Source organism: Ruegeria sp. YKSD163 (assembly GCF_059612905.1).
Genome location: NZ_JBXWRM010000023.1, coordinates 19,592 through 39,184, shown reverse-complemented (window position 1 = coordinate 39,184; position 19,593 = coordinate 19,592). Strand labels below are relative to the sequence as shown.

Annotated in this window: 20 protein-coding genes; 15 read left to right on the top strand and 5 right to left on the bottom strand. The window is 63.1% G+C overall.

The genetic code is table 11. The features are described 5' to 3' along the window. The first annotated feature begins 15 nt into the window (after positions 1-15). The 4 genes from AC2FNA_RS21080 to AC2FNA_RS21065 are packed head-to-tail and all read left to right on the top strand — an operon-like array spanning position 16 to position 3,930. Complete coding sequence (locus AC2FNA_RS21080) at positions 16-1,437, top strand: circularly permuted type 2 ATP-grasp protein (RefSeq protein ID WP_496829948.1); 1,422 nt, start codon at positions 16-18, stop codon at positions 1,435-1,437. A gap of 3 nt (positions 1,438-1,440) precedes the next feature. Next, positions 1,441-2,385 carry an alpha-E domain-containing protein gene (locus AC2FNA_RS21075; RefSeq protein ID WP_496829946.1) on the top strand — a complete coding sequence of 315 codons (945 nt, stop codon included), beginning with the start codon at positions 1,441-1,443 and terminating at the stop codon, positions 2,383-2,385. 3 nt (positions 2,386-2,388) lie between these two features. Continuing rightward, the gene (locus AC2FNA_RS21070) at positions 2,389-3,189 is read left to right on the top strand and encodes a transglutaminase family protein (protein ID WP_234145796.1); all 801 of its coding nucleotides are present in this window, start codon (positions 2,389-2,391) and stop codon (positions 3,187-3,189) included. Positions 3,190-3,198: 9 nt separating this feature from the next. After that, positions 3,199-3,930, top strand: a complete 732-nt coding sequence (locus AC2FNA_RS21065) for a proteasome-type protease (protein WP_496829944.1) — start codon at positions 3,199-3,201, stop codon at positions 3,928-3,930. A gap of 33 nt (positions 3,931-3,963) precedes the next feature. On the opposite strand, the gene AC2FNA_RS21060 is transcribed toward AC2FNA_RS21065, so the two are convergent. From AC2FNA_RS21060 to pepT, 4 genes are all read right to left on the bottom strand, one after another. Further along, a complete protein-coding gene (locus tag AC2FNA_RS21060) occupies positions 3,964-6,195 on the bottom strand; it encodes a DEAD/DEAH box helicase (RefSeq protein ID WP_496829942.1) in 2,232 nt (743 codons plus the stop codon). Positions 6,196-6,332: 137 nt separating this feature from the next. Next, complete coding sequence (locus AC2FNA_RS21055; RefSeq protein WP_496829940.1) at positions 6,333-7,280, bottom strand: ornithine cyclodeaminase family protein; 948 nt, start codon at positions 7,278-7,280, stop codon at positions 6,333-6,335. Then, the gene (locus AC2FNA_RS21050) at positions 7,277-8,131 is read right to left on the bottom strand and encodes an alpha/beta fold hydrolase (protein WP_496829938.1); all 855 of its coding nucleotides are present in this window, start codon (positions 8,129-8,131) and stop codon (positions 7,277-7,279) included. Before AC2FNA_RS21050 ends, AC2FNA_RS21055 begins: the two co-directional genes overlap by 4 nt. A gap of 9 nt (positions 8,132-8,140) precedes the next feature. Next, positions 8,141-9,379, bottom strand: a complete 1,239-nt coding sequence (gene pepT, locus AC2FNA_RS21045; RefSeq protein ID WP_496829936.1) for a peptidase T — start codon at positions 9,377-9,379, stop codon at positions 8,141-8,143. A gap of 174 nt (positions 9,380-9,553) precedes the next feature. On the opposite strand from pepT, the gene fghA reads away from it, so the two are divergent. The 9 genes from fghA to AC2FNA_RS21000 all read left to right on the top strand — a co-directional run bounded on the left by fghA (position 9,554) and on the right by AC2FNA_RS21000 (position 16,208). Then, positions 9,554-10,387, top strand: coding sequence for an S-formylglutathione hydrolase (gene fghA / locus AC2FNA_RS21040; RefSeq protein ID WP_496829984.1), 834 nt, complete (start codon positions 9,554-9,556; stop codon positions 10,385-10,387). An 8-nt stretch (positions 10,388-10,395) separates the two neighbouring features. Further along, positions 10,396-11,865 carry a Si-specific NAD(P)(+) transhydrogenase gene (sthA, locus tag AC2FNA_RS21035; protein ID WP_496829934.1) on the top strand — a complete coding sequence of 490 codons (1,470 nt, stop codon included), beginning with the start codon at positions 10,396-10,398 and terminating at the stop codon, positions 11,863-11,865. Continuing rightward, entirely contained in the window at positions 11,862-12,326 is a 465-nt protein-coding gene (locus AC2FNA_RS21030; protein ID WP_496829932.1) for a YaiI/YqxD family protein, read from the top strand. The genes sthA and AC2FNA_RS21030 overlap by 4 nt, the downstream gene beginning before the upstream one ends. Positions 12,327-12,552: 226 nt before the next feature. Beyond that, positions 12,553-12,867, top strand: a complete 315-nt coding sequence (gene rpsJ / locus AC2FNA_RS21025; protein WP_005621947.1) for a 30S ribosomal protein S10 — start codon at positions 12,553-12,555, stop codon at positions 12,865-12,867. Positions 12,868-12,883: 16 nt separating this feature from the next. After that, entirely contained in the window at positions 12,884-13,609 is a 726-nt protein-coding gene (gene rplC, locus AC2FNA_RS21020) for a 50S ribosomal protein L3 (protein WP_011049497.1), read from the top strand. Beyond that, positions 13,606-14,223, top strand: coding sequence for a 50S ribosomal protein L4 (gene rplD, locus AC2FNA_RS21015; protein WP_496829930.1), 618 nt, complete (start codon positions 13,606-13,608; stop codon positions 14,221-14,223). Before rplC ends, rplD begins: the two co-directional genes overlap by 4 nt. Beyond that, positions 14,220-14,516, top strand: a complete 297-nt coding sequence (locus AC2FNA_RS21010; protein ID WP_496829928.1) for a 50S ribosomal protein L23 — start codon at positions 14,220-14,222, stop codon at positions 14,514-14,516. The genes rplD and AC2FNA_RS21010 overlap by 4 nt, the downstream gene beginning before the upstream one ends. Positions 14,517-14,682: 166 nt before the next feature. Beyond that, on the top strand, positions 14,683-15,303 hold the full coding sequence (locus tag AC2FNA_RS21005) for an HAD family hydrolase (RefSeq protein ID WP_496829926.1): 621 nt from the start codon (positions 14,683-14,685) through the stop codon (positions 15,301-15,303). Then, positions 15,300-16,208, top strand: a complete 909-nt coding sequence (locus tag AC2FNA_RS21000) for an ornithine cyclodeaminase family protein (RefSeq protein WP_496829924.1) — start codon at positions 15,300-15,302, stop codon at positions 16,206-16,208. The genes AC2FNA_RS21005 and AC2FNA_RS21000 overlap by 4 nt, the downstream gene beginning before the upstream one ends. Positions 16,209-16,223: 15 nt before the next feature. On the opposite strand, the gene AC2FNA_RS20995 is transcribed toward AC2FNA_RS21000, so the two are convergent. After that, positions 16,224-17,459 (bottom strand): MFS transporter, encoded by a 1,236-nt coding sequence (locus AC2FNA_RS20995; protein WP_496829922.1) that lies wholly within the window; start codon positions 17,457-17,459, stop codon positions 16,224-16,226. Positions 17,460-17,607: 148 nt separating this feature from the next. Here AC2FNA_RS20995 and zapE point away from each other — a divergent pair, with 148 nt between their 5' ends. Further along, positions 17,608-18,687 carry a cell division protein ZapE gene (gene zapE / locus AC2FNA_RS20990; protein WP_496829920.1) on the top strand — a complete coding sequence of 360 codons (1,080 nt, stop codon included), beginning with the start codon at positions 17,608-17,610 and terminating at the stop codon, positions 18,685-18,687. Continuing rightward, the gene (locus tag AC2FNA_RS20985; protein ID WP_496829918.1) at positions 18,674-19,579 is read left to right on the top strand and encodes a bestrophin family protein; all 906 of its coding nucleotides are present in this window, start codon (positions 18,674-18,676) and stop codon (positions 19,577-19,579) included. The genes zapE and AC2FNA_RS20985 overlap by 14 nt, the downstream gene beginning before the upstream one ends. The last annotated feature ends 14 nt before the right edge of the window (positions 19,580-19,593 follow it).

Genomic DNA, 19,593 nt, shown 5'->3' with positions numbered 1-19,593 from the left:
CCTAGACTTGCTTGCATGGAAAACGCGATCTTTGATGAAATGTGGGGTCGGGACGGCGCGCTGCGCGAGGCCTATTCCGATTTCAACGGCTGGTTCGAGCAAGAGGATCCGGGTCGCCTGCGCAAGAAACAGGCAGAGGCTGAACGGCTGTTCCGTCTGACCGGCATCACTTTCAACGTATACGGACGTGCCGAGGCCGCAGAGCGATTGATCCCCTTCGATATCATTCCGCGTATCATTTCTGGTCGCGAATGGTCGCGGCTGGCGCGCGGGATCGAACAGCGGGTCCGCGCGATCAACGCCTTTCTGCATGACATTTATCACCGCCAGGAGATCGTGCGGGCGGGCCGTTTGCCAGCCGAGATGATCTCGCGCAATGAAGCATTCTTGCCGCAGATGATCGGGGTCTCGCCACCGGGCGGAGTGTACACCCATATCGTCGGTATAGACTTGGTGCGGACGGGCCCGGACGAGTTCTTTGTGCTTGAGGATAATGCGCGCACCCCCTCGGGCGTCAGCTATATGCTGGAGAACCGGGAAACCATGCTGCACATGTTTCCCGAGCTGTTTTCGCAGAACCGGGTGCAAGCAGTACAGAACTATCCCCGGCAACTGCGCCGATCGCTCTCGGCATGTGCGCCCGCCTCCGCCTCGGAAAAGCCCACCGTCGCGGTGCTGACGCCGGGCATCTACAACTCGGCCTATTACGAACACAGCTTCCTTGCTGACAAGATGGGTGTGGAACTGGTCGAGGGGCACGACCTGCGGGTGATTGACGGGCGCGTGGCGATGCGCACGACCCGTGGATACAAGACCATTGATGTCTTGTATCGACGGGTAGATGACGATTTTCTCGACCCTCTCAATTTCCGCCCCGACTCGGCTTTGGGCATACCTGGCATCATGGATGTTTACCGCGCTGGCGGCATAACCATCGCCAATGCCCCGGGGACAGGGATCGCCGATGACAAGGCAATCTATTCATACATGCCGGATATCGTCGAGTTCTATACAGGGGAAAAGGCACTGCTTAAGAATGTGCCGACGTGGCGCTGCAACGAACCTGACAGCCTGGCCTATGTGCTGGACAACCTGACCGAGCTGGTGGTGAAAGAAGTGCACGGGTCGGGCGGCTATGGAATGCTGATCGGTCCCACCGCCTCCAAGCGCGAGGTGAGCGAGTTCCGAAAGAAGCTGAAAGCCAATCCGGGCAACTATATCGCCCAGCCGACCTTGTCTCTGTCGACTGTCCCGATCTTTACCAAGGCGGGATTGGCGCCGCGCCATGTCGATCTGCGCCCCTTCGTGCTGGTATCGCCGCAGGGGGTCGATATCACCCCCGGTGGGCTGACCCGTGTGGCGCTGAAACGGGGCAGTCTGGTGGTGAACTCGTCGCAGGGCGGCGGCACCAAGGATACCTGGGTGCTGGAGGACTAGAACATGCTGGGAAAGACCGCCGGCGGGCTCTTCTGGATGTTCCGCTATCTCGAGCGCTCCGAGAATACCGCGCGCCTGATCGAGGCAGGCCAGCGCATCGCGCTTACCAGGTCCGGTTCGGTCGACGACGAATGGACCAGTGTGCTGCAATCGGCCGGCGCATATGCCGGTTATGTCGAAACCCATGGCCCGGAGGTCACCCGTGACGGCGCCATAGACTGGATGCTGCGGGACAAGGACAACCCCTCGTCTGTGCTCAATATGGCCGAAGCCGCGCGCAACAACGGCAAGACGGTGCGGACCGCATTGACGCGAGAGGCCTGGGAAAGCGTCAACGAAAACTGGATGACGTTGAAAGAGGCCCTGAAGCGCAAGGTACCTGAGCGTGATCTGCCCGATGTTCTGACCCTGATCCGCCAACGCTCGGCCTTTGTGCGCGGGGCGATGCACGGCACGATGCTTCGCAATGACATCTACGATTTTGCCAGGATCGGCACCTTCATCGAACGTGCGGACAACACCGCGCGAATCCTTGATGTGAAATACTATGTGCTGCTGCCTTCGGTCGTTTCGGTGGGCAGTTCTTTGGACAACGTGCAATGGCAGACGATCTTGCGGTCTGTTTCCGCCGAGGGCGGATTTCACATGACCTTTGGCCAAGACCCTCGCCCGCGCGAGATCGCCCAGTTCCTGATCCTTGACCGCCGCATGCCGCGCAGTCTCGCATTCTGCGTCGACAAGATACGGTCGAACCTTGGTTATCTGGCGGACGACTACGGCGTGCGGCTGCGCTGTCATTCGATGTGCGACCAGCTGGCCGATCACACCATGTCCCGTGACATCGATGAAATCATCGAAATGGGGCTGCACGAGTTCATCACCGATTTCCTCAAGTCGCTATCCGCTCTCGGTGGCCAGACGGAAATCGATTACAGGTTCTATAACTGACCCATGCGCCTCAAGATCAATCATACCACCCACTACACATATGATGAGCCGGTGCCCTATGCCCTGCAACAGCTGCGCTTGACACCCAAGACCGGGCATGGACAGACGGTCCTTGACTGGACGGTACGTGTGGAGGGTGGCCAGAAGCAGCTGAGCTTCGAGGACCAGCACCACAATACGGTCGATCTGATCAGTTTCGACGCGGGCACGACCGAGATCACGGTGCACTGCGAAGGGACGGTAGAGGTAGAGGACAACCATGGCGTGATCGGCCAGCATGGTGGGTTCATGCCGATGTGGATGTTTCTGCGTTCGACCGATGTCACCCGTGCCGGGCCGCTGGTGCGTCGCCTGGCAAGCGGTGTCGAGGGTGAACCCGGAAGCCTTGCCTGGCTGCATGGTCTTTCGGCAGCGATCCGCGCGGCGGTGACCTATGAGACCGGACGTTCCGATGTCGGCTGGAGCGCGGAAAACGTGCTGGATGCCGGGCATGGCGTGTGTCAGGACCATTCCCATGTCTTCATCGCTTGCTGCCGGCATCTGGATGTTCCGGCCCGCTACGTGTCCGGTTACCTGATGATGAACGATCGCATCGACCAGGAAGCAACCCACGCCTGGGCCGAGGCCTGGATCGAAGGGCTTGGATGGGTCGGTTTTGATGTCTCGAACGGCATTTCCCCCGACACTCGATATGTCAGGGCCGCGACCGGTCTGGACTATGCCGAGGCTGCTCCGGTATCTGGAACACGATTCGGCACCGCAGGCGAGGCGCTTTCGGTGCAGGTTCAGGTCCAGCAGCAGTAAAGGCATGCGATGACATATTGCGTAGGGATGCGGCTCGAACGCGGGCTTCTCTTCATGTCAGACACGCGCACCAATGCCGGTGTCGACAACATCTCGACCTTTCGCAAGATGTCCACCTTCGAGAACCCGGGCGAGCGCTGCATTACCGTCCTGACCGCAGGCAACCTGGCGACCACGCAGTCGGTGATTTCGATCCTAGAGGAACGCACCAAAGCACCCGCCGATCGCAAACCGTCGATCATGGAGGTGCCAACCATGTTCCAGGTGGCGCAACTGGTCGGTCAGACCCTGCGTGAGGTGATTGCCTCGAATTCGGAAGAGGGGCAGCGGGCGGATGCGGCCTTCAACGCGACCCTGATCGTAGGGGGGCAGATTGCAGGTAGCCCGCCGCGCCTGTTCCTGATCTACCCCGAGGGGAATTTCATCGAAGCGGGCGAGGACACGCCCTATTTCCAGATCGGCGAGACCAAGTATGGTCGCCCGATCCTGGTGCGCGCCTACGAGCCGGACATGAGTTTCGAGGCGGCGGTCAAGCTGCTGCTGGTAAGTTTCGATTCGACCATAAAGGCCAACCTTTCGGTGGGTCTGCCGCTGGACCTGCAACTCTACGAGGAAGGCAGCTGCGTGCGTGGTCTGTCCCGCCGTATCGACGCCGACGACCCTTATTTCCAGGCTATTTCCTCGGGTTGGGGTACGGCCCTGAAATCGGCGTTTGACAGCCTTCCCGACATAGAGCTCTGATCACCCGCCGACTGTCGTCGGCGGGTGCTGTCGTCATTTCTTGCGGCGCGGCGGTGCGTCACCACCCTTGTTCAACGGCTTTCCCGCTGGACGTGCAAACGGTTTACCTTGGCGGGCAGGCTTTCCTGTTTCGGTTTTCTTAGCGCGAAACGACTTGCCGGGATCCGATCTGTCAGACCGGTAAGGCTTTACGCCGCCCTGCGGTTTGTCCGAGCGATTGGGTCTGTCTCCACCGCCCTGCGGCTTGTCCGAACGAAAGGGTTTGGCGCCCTTGGGCGCATCTGCACGATAGCGTTTTTCACCCTGACTGCTCTCTGATTGGCGCGGTTTCGCATCGTCAGTTCGCGCTGGGCGGAACGCTTTGGGGCTGCTGAATTTGGACGAACGCTTGGGCGCTTGATCCGTCTTTTCCGCCGGCTTTTGTCGAGCGTGCGCCGGTTTCGATAGCTTGGATGTCACGGCCCTTGCAGGCCTCGCGCCCTTGTCCCTGGTCCCGGTATCCGGCTTTGGCTTGCTCCGGGGTGCCGCAGGTTCGGAGACAGGATTTTTCGCTTCCGTCCAGTCTTGGGCCCGGACATCATGCGAAGCTTCAGATGCGGTTTCCGTTCTGGGCGCGCGCGGTGTTCTTGGAGCAGGCCGCTCGAAATCACGGTCTCGGCTCTTCTTGGGCGCGCGTGCACGCGGAGTGTCGGCGGGAGGGCTATCGAGCAGTCGCGCGGTGATCTCACCCTCGACAACACCGGACGGGCCGATCTGGTCGAGGAACCCCTGAACCGCCGCTTCGGCCAGTTCCACATGGGTTTCCTGCGCCTGCATGGTGATCTTGCCGATCTGGCTTTTCTCCAGATTGCCGGCCCGGCACAACAGCGGCAGCAGCCAGCGCGGTTCGGCCCGCTGTTCGCGTCCGACCGAGAGCGAGATCCAGCGCGACGGGCCGAAACTTGCCGCAGCCGACGGAGCGCCGCGCGCGGGAGGCTGGTTCAGTTCCTCGGGCGCGGTCAACCCGGCACGGTAAAGACGCAGACAGGCCACCGCGATCTGTTCGGGCGTGAATTGTTCCATCAGGCCTGCGGCGATGCGGGTTTCCTCGTCCTCTACCGGATCGGTCCAGAGCGGATCGGAGAGGAGCCGCGCCTCGTCCTTGGCAAGAATGTCCTCGGGCGTGGGGGCCTGGGTCCATTCGGCCTCGATCTTGGCCCATTTCAGCAGGCGCGACGCTTTTTTGGAAATCTTGTCCGGCACGATCAGCGCAGAGATCCCCTTGCGCCCGGCGCGTCCGGTGCGGCCCGACCGGTGCAAGAGCCCTTCGGTGTTGGTCGGCAGATCGGCATGGATCACCAGGTCGAGGTTGGGCAGGTCGATGCCGCGCGCGGCCACGTCGGTGGCAACGCAGACGCGGGCCCGTCCGTCGCGCATGGCCTGCAGCGCATGGCTGCGCTCGTCCTGGCTCAGCTCTCCCGACAGGCTGACCACGGCAAAGCCGCGATTGGCCAGACGCGCGGTCAGCCGCGCCACGGCGGCACGGGTATTGGCAAAGACTATGGCGGTGGGCGCATCGTGGAACCTGAGCAGGTTTATGATGGCGTGTTCACCGTCGCCGCCCGAAACCTGCACCGCCTGATAAGAGATATCGGCATGCTGGCGTTCGCCGCCCAGGGTCGAAATGCGCGCAGCCTGGCGCTGATAAGTCTTGGCCAGTTCCGCGATAGCGGGAGAGACCGTTGCCGAGAACAGCAGGGTGCGGCGGTCTTCGGGCGCCTCACCCAGCATGAATTCCAAGTCCTCGCGAAAGCCGAGGTCAAGCATCTCGTCGGCCTCGTCCAGCACCACGGCGCGGATATCGGCCAGATCAAGCGCGCCGCGCGTGATGTGGTCGCGCAGGCGCCCCGGCGTGCCGACGACGATATGGGCGCCGCGTTCCAGCGCCCGGCGCTCGGTGCGGGCATCCATGCCGCCGATACAGGTGGCGATGCGCCCGCCGGTCTTGGCAAAGAGCCATGTCAGCTCGCGGCTGACCTGCAAGGCCAGTTCGCGGGTGGGGGCCACGACCAGCGCCAGCGGTGCTGCAGGCGGGCCCAGTGTTTCGGCCTCACCCAGCAGGGTGGGGGCGATGGCCAGGCCAAAGCCCACGGTCTTGCCCGATCCGGTCCGGGCCGAGACAAGCAGGTCGGCGCTGGCCAACGCGGGGTCGGTGACCGCCTGTTGTACATCGGTCAGCGTTTCGAAGCCGCGCTCGGCGAGGGCATCGAGAAGGGGGGAAGTCATCAGGGGAATGTCCAATAGGGCGCGGGACTCACCCCGGCGCAAAGATTGGGCCATCTAACGAAGAGAGGCGCATTTGTCCATGCCTGACGGCGTGAATGCTGCGAATACCGGCTATGTCGCGGCCAGATGGGCGTCTGCTAGCCGATGGCGCGGCAAACATGATCGGCGCAGGCCAGATCCTGCGCCGCGATGCCAAGCGAACGGTAGAGTGTGATCGCATCGGCGCCGGAGCGCCCCGGAACCTTGCCCGAGAGCACTTCTCCGATCTCGCCCCTGACATGCGTCTCGGTCATCGCGCCCGTTTCCAGCGCCGAGTTGATCTCGCGCGCCTGGGCAAAGGCCGAGGGGCGGTAATCGACGAACAGCTCGGATTTCAGCAGCAGCGTTTCGTCGATTTCCTGCATCGAGGGGATCGAGGCGCCGACCGCGTTCACATGCGCGCCCGGCCCGATCCAGTCGCCATGCAGAACCACCGAGGGCGAAGACGTAAGCGTGCAGACGATATCGGCCCCGCTGACCGCCTGTTCGGCATCGGTGGCAGCGGTGAACGTGATGCCGGGATAATGATCGGCCATGCGCCGGGCAAATGCGTCGGCGCGCTCGGGGTTGCGCCCGGCAACCCGGATCTCGGCAATCTCGCGAACCAGCGTCAGCGCCTCGATATGGCTTTCAGCCTGTTCGCCCGTGCCGATCAGCGCCAGCACCCGTGCGTCAGACCGGGCCAGCGCCCGCGTTGCCACCGCGGTTGCGGCGGCGGTGCGGATCGCGGTGATCGCATCGGCATCCAGTGCCGCGCGGGGCTTCCCGGTCTCGGCATCGAACAGCAGCACCGTACCGATATGCGAGCTGAGCCCCTTGGCGGGGTTGCCGGGAAACAGGCTGAGGACCTTGATGCCATAGAGCGTCGGATCGCTCAGCGCGCCGGGCATCACGCCCAGCCGGTTGGTGCCGTCGATATCTATCACCGTGCGCAGCGGCAGGTTGGCCTGCCCGGCCGAGACCCGGATCATCGTCTGTTCCACCACCTCGATCGCGTCGCGCATCGACAGGTGCTGGCGGATTTCTTCGGCGGATATGATCCTCATATCAGGCTCTCCTCTCCGGCGGGCCAGATCGTTTGGCCAGCCGGCAGGCCCAGCACCTCGCGCAGCAACGCGGCATAGGCGTCGGGACGGGTGACATAGGGAAAGTGGCTGGCCGCCCGGAACCTGTAGGCGCGAACAGGATCCAGCGCGGCGCGCAGGCCCTCGCGCATTGGTGGGGCGATCAGGTGGTCGTCATCGCTTTGAACCGTAAAGATGCGGTCGCGGGGCAGGCTTTGCGCGGGCAGGTCGGGTGCGGTTTTCAGCGCCTGCAATCGCGCGCGCAATTCGCCTTCCGGAATGCGTGTGCGCACCTCTTGCAGCAAGAGCGGCGCCAGATCGCGATAGGGGTGGTCGGGTGCCTGCCAAGTGCTCAGCCCGGCCTCGAACCCCGCGCGCAGGTCGTCGATTGGCGTGGTGGCAAGGTCCAGCGCATAGGGCGGCACCTGGTCGATCCCGCGAACCGAGGCCAGCGTGTTGGCCGCCACCAGCCCGCCGCACAGCGCCGGTTCGGTGGCAGTCAGATACTGTGCCAGATAGCCGCCCAGCGACGAGCCGAGCACGGTCGCGCCCTGTATTCCGGCATCCGCGATCATCTGCGCCAGATCCGCGGCCCAATCGCTGATCCCGCCCGAGGAAGGATAGCTGACCGCAAGGATGCGCGCCTGATCCGACAGCGCCGTGATCTGTTGCCAGAAGATATCGGCCCGGCCCAGCGTGCCGGGGATCAGCACCAGCGCAGGGCCGCTTTGCCCCACCCGGATCAGACCCCAGTCGCGACCATTGACGATCTGGCGCGTTTCCGGGTGGCTGGCTGCGAACCTGTCGCGCTCGGTTTCAAGTTCGCTTGCCATGACCACCCCTCAGCCCTTTGCCGCCATCTGCGCCAGTCTCAGGCAGGTGCGGGTAGCGGTTGCCATGTCCTGCACCGAAATCCATTCCAGCGGTCCGTGGATACATTGCATGCCGGTAAAGACATTGGGTGTCGGCACCCCCATTTCGGTCAGGCGAGAGCCGTCGGTGCCGCCCCGGATCGGTACCGATATTGGCGCGACCCCTTCGGCCTCGGCCGCCGCGCGGGCCAGCTCGACGGGTGTCATGTCCTTTTCCAGCCAATAGCGCATATTGCGGTATTGCGGATAGATCTCGCATTTGATTGTCGCGCGCGGCTCGCCCGCCTGCACGGCGGCGCAGACCTGGCGCAGCAGCTCTCCCTTGGCGGCCAGCCCGTCCCGCTCGAAATCGCGCAGGATGAACTTGATCACCATTTCCGACGAGCCGCCCTCCATATCGGTGGCGTGGATGAAGCCGTCGCGCCCGTCGGTGGTTTCGGGGGTCATCGTTGCCTGTGGCAGGGTTTGTACAATCTTCGAGGCAAGGTGGATCGCATTGACCATCTTCTCCTTGGCCCAGCCGGGATGGATCGACACGCCCGTCACCGTCACCACCGCGCGGTCGGCAGAGAAGCTCTCATACTCGATCTCGCCCACTTGCCCGCCATCCAGCGTATAGGCGAAATCGGCACGCAGATCGCCGGGCAGGCGCTCGCTCACCCCGTGACCGATTTCCTCATCGGGGGTAAAGGCCACGCGGATCGGACCGCGCGCGATATCGGGGTTGTTCAGCAGATGCCGCGCCATGGTCATGATGATGGCCACGCCCGCCTTGTCATCGGCGCCCAGCAGCGTGGTGCCCGAGGCGGTGATCAGGTCATAACCGATCTTTTCCGCCAGATAGGGGTGTTCGGCGGGCGACAGCACCAAAGCGGGATCGTCGGGAAAGGTGATGTCGCCGCCGTTATAGCCGCTGATCACGCGCGGCTTGACCCCGCTGGCGTTGAACTGCGGCGCGGTGTCCACATGGGCAAGGAACCCAACGGTCGGCCCCGGTGCGGTGCCCGGAATCGTCGCCAAAACGACGCCGTACTCGGTCAGTTCCACATCCTGCGCGCCCATCTCGGTCAACTCGTCGCGCAGCAGGTGCAGCATGTCGAACTGGCAGGCGGTGCTAGGCGAGGTGGTCGCGGTCTCGTCGCTCTGGCTGTCGATGGCGGCATAGCGGACGAGCCGATCCTGAAGTTCCTTGTCGAATTGGTTTTGCATGTCGCCTCCTGCGGTTGATCGCGATCAAAGGCGCAGGTCCGGAACAAGTCAAGCGGGCCGCTGCGACACCGCCGAGTGCCGCAAAAAGACGGGGCGGATCGGCCAGCATGCTTTACCTCTGAGCCCCAGACCGCTAGCCATTGCGTGAAACCAGAGGGAAAGGACCGTGTCATGATCGAAGCCGTCTCGGAAAACGCCTGTTTCGGGGGAGTTCAGGGGGTCTATCGCCATGCCTCGACTGCCACCGGCTGTGACATGACCTTTGGCCTGTTCCTGCCGGCCGAGGCCAAGGACGGCCCGGTGCCGGTGCTGTGGTACCTGTCGGGTCTGACCTGCACCCATGAAAACGCCATGGTCAAGGCGGGCGCCCAAGGCTGGGCCGCCGAGCAGGGAATTGCCCTTGTTTTTCCCGATACCTCGCCGCGCGGCGAAGGTGTTGCGGATCACGAGGATTACGATCTGGGTCAGGGAGCCGGGTTCTATGTGAACGCGACGCAAGAGCCTTGGGCGCCGCATTTCCGCATGTGGGATTACGTGGCCGAGGAACTGCCCGCGCTGCTGACCGAACATTTCGCCATCGACCCCGCCCGGCAGGCGATCACCGGTCATTCCATGGGCGGGCACGGGGCGCTGACGCTGGCGATGAACCTGCCGGGCCGCTATCGCTCGGTCTCGGCCTTTGCGCCGATTTCCAACCCGACGGGCAGCGATTGGGGCCGCAAGCAGCTGACCGCCTATCTGGGCTCGGACGAGGCGGCCTGGGCGAAACATGACGCATCGCTGATGATGCAACAGGCGGGTTTTGATGGCCCGATCCTGATCGACACCGGCACCAGCGATCAGTTCATCGACCTGCTCCGCCCCGAGGCGCTGGCCGCCGCCATCGCCGAACGCCGCCAGCAGGCGACGGTGCGGCTGCAACCGGGGTATGATCATTCCTATTTCTTCGTCTCCAGTTTCATGGAAGACCACGTGTCATTCCACGCCGAAGCGCTTTATCGCGATTGAGCGGCGGCATGAGTACGTTCGACTATGACCTGATCATCATCGGTTCCGGCCCCTCGGGCCGGGCCGCAGCGATCCAGGCGGGCAAGCTGAAACGCCGGGTGCTGGTGATCGACCGCAAGGACCGGCTGGGCGGTGTCTCGGTCCATACCGGCACCATCCCGTCCAAGACGCTGCGCGAAACGGTGCTGAACCTGTCAGGCTGGCGCGAGCGCAGCTTTTACGGGCGCTCCTACCGGGTCAAGGACCGGATCAGCGCCGAGGATCTCAAGGCGCGGCTGCACATGACGCTCGATTACGAGGTCGACGTGCTGGAGCACCAGTTCAACCGCAACCATATCGACACGCTGAACGGGCTGGCCCGCTTTGTCGGCCCGCACGAGATCGAGGTCGCGACCGAGGCGGGCGATACCACGCGCCTGACCGCCGCCAAGTTCCTGATCGCCACCGGAACCAAGACCTATCGCCCCGATTACGTCCCTTTCAACGGCAAGACGGTGGTCGATGGCGACGACTTTCTGGAGATGGAGCGGATCCCGCGTTCGCTGGCCGTGATCGGCGCCGGGGTGATCGGGGTCGAATATGCCAGCATGTTCTCGGCGCTGGATGTGCGGGTGACGCTGATCGAACCGCGCGAGACCTTTCTCGACTTCATCGACCGCACCCTGATCCAGGAATTCACTCATCAGATCCGCGAGAACGGTGTCGATCTGCGGCTGGGTTCTGCGGTGGAGAAGATCGAGGATACTGGCAGCCATATCGAGATCAGCCTGGCCAATGGCCGCCATATCCGGGCCGAGATGCTGCTGTTCGCCGCTGGTCGGATGGGCGCGACCTCGGCCCTGAACCTGGATGCGGTGGGGCTGGAAACCGATCACCGCAACCGGATCACGGTTGATCGCAAGACCTATCAGACGTCGGTACCCCATATCTATGCCACCGGCGATGTGATCGGGCATCCTTCGCTTGCCTCGACTTCGATGCAGCAGGGGCGGGTCGCGGCCTGTCATGCGCTGGAAACGCCGACCCTGCCGGAAAGCCCCTGGTTCCCCTATGGCATCTATTCGGTGCCCGAGATGTCCACCTGCGGCATGTCAGAGGAAGAGTTGCAGGAACGCGGCATCCCCTACGAGGTGGGCGTGGCGCGATTCCGCGAGACCTCGCGCGGGCATATCATGGGGCTGGAACATGGTATGCTGAAGATGCTGCTGAGCCTCAAGACCCGTCGCGTGCTGGGGGTGCAGATCGTGGGCGAGGGCGCGACCGAGCTGATCCATATCGGCCAGGCGGTGATGAACCTGAAAGGCACGGTGGACTATTTCGTGCAGAACACGTTCAACTATCCGACTCTGGCCGAGGCCTATCGCACCGCCGGTCTGGATGCGTTCAACCGGATGCCGATCCCCGAGGAGTTCAAGGTAAGGCGCAAGAACGGCAAAGCCGAGACCGCCGACAAGAAACCCTCGGCCAAAGAGAAATGACAACGCTTTATATCGATGCCGATGCCTGTCCGGTGAAGGCCGAGGCCGAGCGGGTTGCCACCCGGCACCGGCTGCGCATGGCCGTGGTGTCGAACGGGGGGCTACGCCCATCGCAAAATCCGCTGGTCGAAACCGTGATCGTGCCCGACGGGCCGGACGTGGCCGACATGTGGATCGCCGAGCGCGCCGGGCGCGGCGATGTGGTGATCACCTCGGATATCCCGCTGGCCGCCAAATGCGTCGAGGCGGGCGCCCGGGTGCTGCGTCACAACGGCGAGGCCTTCACCCCCGCCAATATCGGCCAGCAACTGGCGATGCGCGACCTGATGGCCGACCTGCGCGCCGCCAACCCGCTGGGCGCGGGCGGTGGCGGCAAACCCTTTTCCAAGGCCGACCGCGCGCGGTTTCTGGACGCGCTGGAGCGCGAGATTCGCGCGGCGCAAAGGGATGCACAGGGCTGATATCCGGCCGGCAATCCCCTTGGCGGGTGGTATTTGGGGGAAAAGCGTCCGCATCCCGCCGCCGGGGGCCAAAACCCCTTGTCAGCCATCCCGACCCCTAGTATAGCGCGCGGGTTCTCGATGAGAATTTGGCGGCGGGGTGATTCCCGCCGTTTGGGTTCGACGAGGGTTCGCGATGCGCGCGGATCCTCCTCTCAACCCCAACGCCTGACAAAAAGGCATGACAATGCAAAGCCAAAATATCCGTATCCGGCTGAAGGCATTTGACTATCGCGTTCTGGACGCCAGCACGCAAGAGATCGTCAACACTGCCAAGCGGACCGGCGCGCAAGTGCGCGGCCCGATCCCGCTGCCGAACAAGATCGAGAAGTTCACGGTTCTCCGTGGCCCTCACGTCGACAAGAAAAGCCGTGACCAGTTCGAGATCCGCACCCACAAGCGGCTCCTGGATATCGTTGATCCGACCCCGCAGACGGTGGACGCGCTGATGAAGCTCGACCTCGCCGCCGGCGTGGACGTCGAGATCAAGCTGCAGTCGTAAGATCGGAGGGTAGAAAATGCGTTCCGGTATTATCGCAAAGAAAGTCGGCATGACCCGGCTGTTCATGGAAGACGGCAAGCAGATCCCTGTGACCGTTCTTCAGCTGGACAACCTGCAGGTCGTCGCCCAGCGCACCACCGAGAAGGATGGCTATACCGCCGTTCAGCTGGGTGCAGGCACTCCCAAGATCAAGCGCGTGTCCAAGGCCATGCGCGGCCATTTCGCCGCACAGAAGGTCGAGCCCAAGCGCAAGCTGGCCGAGTTCCGCGTGTCCGAAGACGCGCTGATCGAAGTTGGCGCCGAGATCTCGGCCGAGCATTTCCTGACCGGCCAGAAGGTCGACGTGTCGGGGACCTCGATCGGTAAGGGTTTCGCCGGTGCCATGAAGCGCCACAACTTCGGTGGTCTGCGCGCCTCGCACGGCGTGTCGATCAGCCACCGTTCGCACGGCTCTACCGGTCAGTGTCAGGACCCGGGCCGCGTGTTCAAGGGCAAAAAGATGGCCGGTCACATGGGTGCTGCCCGTGTCACCACCCAGAACCTCGAAGTCGTGAAAACCGACGCCGAGCGTGGTCTGGTCTTCATCAAGGGCGCCGTGCCCGGTCCGAAGTCCGGCTGGGTCACCGTCAAGGATGCCGTCAAGAAGAAAGCACCGGAAGGCCTGCCCTTCCCGGCTGCTGTGAAATCGGCCGCAACCGAAGCACCTGTTGCCGAAGCGCCCGCCGAAGGGGGTGAAGCATGAAACTCGATGTGATCAAACTCGACGGCTCCAAGGCCGGTGACATCGACCTGGACGAGGCCCTGTTCGGGCTGGAACCGCGTGCGGACATCCTGCACCGCGTGGTCCGTTGGCAGCGCAACAATGCGCAGGCCGGCACCCACAAGGTTCTGACCAAGTCGGAAGTCAGCTACTCGACCAAGAAGATCTACCGCCAGAAGGGCACCGGTGGCGCACGCCATGGCTCGCGCAAATCGCCGACCTTCCGTCACGGTGGCGTCTACAAGGGTCCGACCCCGCGGTCGCACGGCCACGACCTGACCAAGAAGTTCCGCAAGCTGGGTCTTCGCCACGCGCTGTCGGCCAAGGCCAAGGCAGGTGAGCTGGTCGTGATCGAGAACGCCGATGCCGAAGGCAAGACCGCAGCTCTGGCCAAGCAGGTTGCAAACCTGGGCTGGAAGCGCGCGCTGGTCATCGACGGCGCCGCGGTCAACGAAGGGTTCGCCCGCGCCGCGCGCAACATCGAAGGTCTGGATATCCTGCCGTCGATGGGCGCAAACGTCTATGACATCCTCAAGCGTGACACCCTGGTGCTCACCAAAGCGGCTGTCGAAGCACTGGAGGCTCGTCTGAAATGAGCGCGAAAGCACAACATTACGACGTGATCCGCAAGCCGATCATCACCGAGAAATCGACCATGGCATCCGAAAACGGCGCCGTGGTGTTCGAAGTGTCGATGGACAGCAACAAGCCGCAGATCAAGGAAGCGGTTGAATCGCTGTTTGGTGTCAAGGTGAAGGCGGTCAACACCACCATCACCAAGGGCAAGGTCAAGCGGTTCCGCGGCCAGCTGGGCAAGCGGAAAGACGTGAAAAAGGCCTATGTGACCCTCGAAGAGGGCAACACGATCGACGTGTCGACCGGCCTCTGAGCGACCTCGCTCTTGTAACAGATCGAACCCCGGCTGCCATGCGCAGCCGGGGTTTTTCGTTTCACGGGTTGGGGCGGATGTTTCGGGTTGATCATCCGGCCTGCTCTTGGTTCAGTCCGACGCAGGACCTCCGGTCCGCATGCATTCAGGGCAAGTGAGATTTCAGATGACAATCGAGGCGGTGATTTTCGACATCGGCAATGTGCTGATCGAGTGGAAGCCCGAGCGATATTACGACCGTGTTCTGGGCGAGGAACGACGGCGGCAGATGTTTGCCGAGGTTGATCTGCACGGGATGAACGATCTGGTCGATCAGGGCCATCATTTCACCGATACGATCTATGCCTGGGCCGAGAAATACCCCGAATGGCGCGATCAGATCAGGGACTGGCACGACAACTGGATCGAACTGGCGTCGCCTGAAATCCCGCATTCGGTGCGCCTGCTCAGGGCACTCAGAAACAAGGGCGTGCCGGTCTTTGCGCTGACCAATTTCGGGGTACAGAATTTCGACTATGCCTGCACGGTCTATCCGTTCCTGACCGAGTTCGACCGGGCCTATGTCTCGGGTCGGATGCAGTTGGTGAAGCCGCACGCGCCGATCTATGCTGCGGTCGAGGATGATTGCGGGCTGGCGCCCGGGACCTTGCTATTCGCCGATGACCGGGTCGAGAATATCGATGCCGCACGAATGCGCGGTTGGCAGGTACATCATTTCACCGGGCCTCAGGGCTGGGCCGCACGCCTGGTGGCCGAGGGGCTGTTGACCGAAGGAGAGGCCGCATGAGCATACCCCATATTCCCTTTGCCGAGGGCGAAGCCAAGCTGGACTGGCTGGAGCTGACGCGGGCGTTGGCCGATGGCCATACCCTGCCCAAGGCGAAGATCGGCGATACGTTTCTGTATCGCGATCCTGATACGATGCTGACGCGGTCGGCCTGGATCGACGGGCTGGGCATCGCGGTCAAGACCGCCAATATCTTTCCCCGCAACCCCGAGCGTGGCGATCCGATGATCAACGGGGCGGTGAATCTTTACAGCGACCATGACGGGGCGCTGTCGGCTCTGGTGGATTTCCACCTGGTGACCAAGTGGAAGACGGCGGGCGACAGCCTGCTGGCGGCGCTGCGGCTGGCCGACCCTGACGCGCGCGAGCTGCTGGTGGTGGGCGCTGGCACCGTGGGGCTGTCGCTGTGCGAGGCGTTTGGGGCAGGGTTCCCCAAAGCGGCCCTGAAGATGTGGAACCGCACACGGTCCAAGGCCGAGGAGGTAGCGGCGCGGTATGACGGGCTGGAGGTGGTCGATGACCTGGCCGCGGCGGTGAACCGGGCCGACATCATCGTCACTGCCACCATGTCGAGCGAACCGGTCATTCGCGGCGAGTGGCTGCGTCCCGGTCAGCACCTGAACCTGATCGGCGCCTATCGGCCCGACATGCGCGAGGCCGACGACGAGGCGATGCGCCGTGCGCGCATCTTTGTCGACAGTTTCGACACCACCGTGAACCACATAGGCGAGCTGATGATGCCGCTGGCCGATGGCGTGATCACCCGCGCCGATGTGGTGGCGGATTACTACGATCTTGACGCTTTCAAAGCGTCGCGCGACGACATAACCGTGTTCAAGAATGGCGGCGGCGCGCATCTGGACCTGATGACCAGCCGCTATATCCTGGACAAGTGGCAGGGCTGACCCTGCCACTCGCCATCAGGCGGGCAGCGGCGCCCTGTTCTCGCGGATCGGTAGGTGGACGATGGCGCTGAAGGCGCCGACGCCCACCCCGATCCACCAGACCATGGTGTAATCGCCATAAAGGTCGTACATCCGCCCGCCGAGCCAGACGCCGAGGAACCCGCCCAGCTGGTGGCTGAGGAAGATGATGCCATAGAGCGTGCCCATGTAGCGCAGCCCGTAGAGGTGCGCGACAAGGCCCGAGGTCAGCGGCACGGTGGCCAGCCAGAGCGAGCCCATTGCCACCGAGAACAGGATCACCGACAGGGGCGTGATCGGCAGCAGGATGAATGCGGCTCCGATCACGGTCCGGGCGGTGTAGATACCGGCAAGCAGGTATTTCTTGGGGAAATGCTTGCCCGCCCAGCCCGCCGTCAAGGTGCCTGCGATATTGGCCAGCCCCACCAGCGAGATCGCCACCGCACCCAGCGCCGAGGTGGTGGTGATCCCCATCGAATGCAGTACGCCGCCGGGCAAGATCGGCCCGCACATCTCGGTCACGAAGGCGGGGAAATGCGCGGTGATGAACGAGAGCTGATAGCCGCAGCTGAAAAAGCCCAGAAAGATCAGCGTATAGGACGGATCGCGAAAGGCGCGGGACAGGATCTGGCCCATGCTTTCTTGCAGCTCTGCCTTACTGGCGGGTTCGGGCGCGCGCAGCATCGGCAGCGTCAGCACCAGCGCCAGAATAGCCACCGCAAAGACGATGAACACCTGTTGCCAAGGCAGGAAGGTCAGCAGCCATTCCGCCGTGGGCGCGCCGATCACCTGTCCGACGCTGCCTGCGGCGGTGATGAGGGCGAGGCTCATCGAGCGGTTCTCGTCGCTTGACGCCCGCGCGACCACGGCAAGGATCACGCCAAAGCCGGTGCCCGCGATGCCGAAACCCACCGCCCAGGCATAGATCTGATGCTCAAGCGGTGTGGTCGACCAGGCGCTGAGCACCATGCCGCCAGCATAAAGGAGCGCACCGAGGAAGATCGCCTTGCGGTCGCCGATCTTTTCCGAGATGGCGCCAAAGATTGGCTGGCCGATGCCCCAGGCGAGGTTCTGAATGGCGATGGCCAGTGAAAAATCCGAGCGCAGCCAGCCGAACTCCTCAGCGATCGGGATCTGGAACACGCCGAACGAGGCCCGGACCGCAAAGCTGACGGTGATGATGACGCAGCTGACGATCAGGATCGGATTGATCAGGCGGGCCGAACGGTCCATGGCAGTCTCCGTGGTATTGTCCGGCGGACCCTAAGCCCAATCGCGGCGGCGTCAATTCAGGAGTTTTTGACGCATCATTCACGGAAATTGATGACCCGCGCCGGGCGGGCCGCTTTTCAAGGCGGGGCTGGTTGGGTATGGCTGCAAAATGACCGCTGTTTCCGATCTTTACGCCACCCGTGTGGCCGAGGGCGCCCTGCATGCCGATACCGCGCAAGAAGCGGCGTTGGCAGAGTTCGACCGGATTTTCGAAGCGCTGAGCGCCCCAGTAAAGCGCGGGCTTTTCCGCAAGGCGCCGCTGCCGCCGCGAGGCCTCTACCTGTGGGGCGGGGTCGGGCGCGGCAAGTCGATGCTGATGGATCTGTTTGTCGAGGCGCTGGGCAATACGGTGCCGGTGCGCCGGGTGCATTTCCACGCCTTCATGCAGGAGATCCATGCGGGCATGCACGAGGCGCGCGCCAAGGGCGTGGCCGATGCGCTGGCCCCTGTCGCCGATGCGGTAATCCGCTCGGTCAAGGTGCTGGCGTTCGACGAGATGCAGATCACCGATATCACCGACGCGATGATCGTGGGACGCCTGTTCGAGGCGCTGTTCGCGGCGGGCGTGGTGGTGGTGACCACCTCGAACCGGATCCCCGACGACCTCTACAAGGACGGGCTGAACCGGCAGCTGTTCCTGCCCTTCATCGAGCTGATCAAGGAGCGGATGCGGGTGTGGGAGATGATCTCGCCCACCGATTACCGGCAGAACCGACTGGAAGGGAGCCGCGTCTATTTCACGCCTATCGGACCTGCGGCGCGTGGCGAGATCGAGGCGATCTGGCGCGACCTGACCGGGGGCGCAAGTACGCCGCTGATCCTCAAGGTCACTGGTCGCGACGTGGAACTGCCGGCCTTTCGCAACGGTATCGGGCGGGCCAGTTTCTATGACCTGTGCGGGCGGATGCTTGGGCCGGGCGACTATCTGGCCATTGCCGGGGCGGTCAAGGTTCTGGTGCTCGAGGACATCCCGCGTCTGAGCCGTAACAACTTCAACGAGGCCAAACGCTTTGTCACCCTGATCGACGCGCTCTACGAGGCGCGGGTACGGTTGATTTGCTCTGCCGCCGCCGAGCCGGAAATGCTCTATGTCGAGGGCGAAGGAACGTTCGAGTTCGAGCGCACCGCCTCGCGCCTGCGCGAAATGCAGGACAAGGATTGGGGGCAGGCAGGCGATGATCGTCCGTGAAACACCCCGTCGACGAGAGATTTTCCTGATCGTGAGCGGGTCAGTGGTGCCGCGCATTCTGCCCAACATCATTGGCTCCGCGCTCTGGGCGCTTCTGGTCCTTATGCTGCATCGGTATGTTGTCGCGATGCCGCAGATCTCGATTGCTGCGATGGGGGTCTTTGGTCTGTCGTTGTCGCTCTTTCTCGGTTTTCGGAACAACGCCGCTTATGAACGTTGGTGGGAGGCGCGGCGAATCTGGGGACGGATGGTCTCGGATGTACGGAGCCTTGCGCAGGAGCTGCGGATATTTGCGGGCAAAGGGGCGGATGAAGAATTCATCCTGACCCGTATACTGGCCTTTCATCATCTGCATCGCGCCCAGCTGCGCGGTGATGAGGTGACTGAAACCTTGCAGCACTGGGTTGGCGCAGAGGCGGCCGAGGTGCTGATGCGGAATGCAAATCCGCCTAATGCCGCGCTACAGGACATCGCAACCCGCCTGAACGAGATGGCGGAAGACGGGCGCATCAATGGCTTCGGTCAGCGCGCTCTGGCCGAACGGCTGGCTGCTTTTCCCATCGCCCAAGCAGGGAACGAGCGGCTGCTGACCACACCGCTGCCCTTTGTCTATTCGCTGCTGGTCTGGCGCACGACCTATCTCTACTGCTTGCTTCTGCCCTTTGCCCTGCTCGACGATGCCGGTTGGTTCGAACCCTTGGTGGCTGCGGTGGTGGCTTATGTTTTCTTCGGATTTGCCGAGGTCACGCATGAACTGGAACATCCGTTCCGCAAGCAGGCGAATTCGGTGCCGCTCAGCGCCATGTGCCGGGTGATGGAGATCTCGGTCTGTAACGCACTGGGTCGCGATGTGCCCCCGAAACTTGAACCGGTAAACTACGTTCTCGACTAGGCTGGAACCAAGCC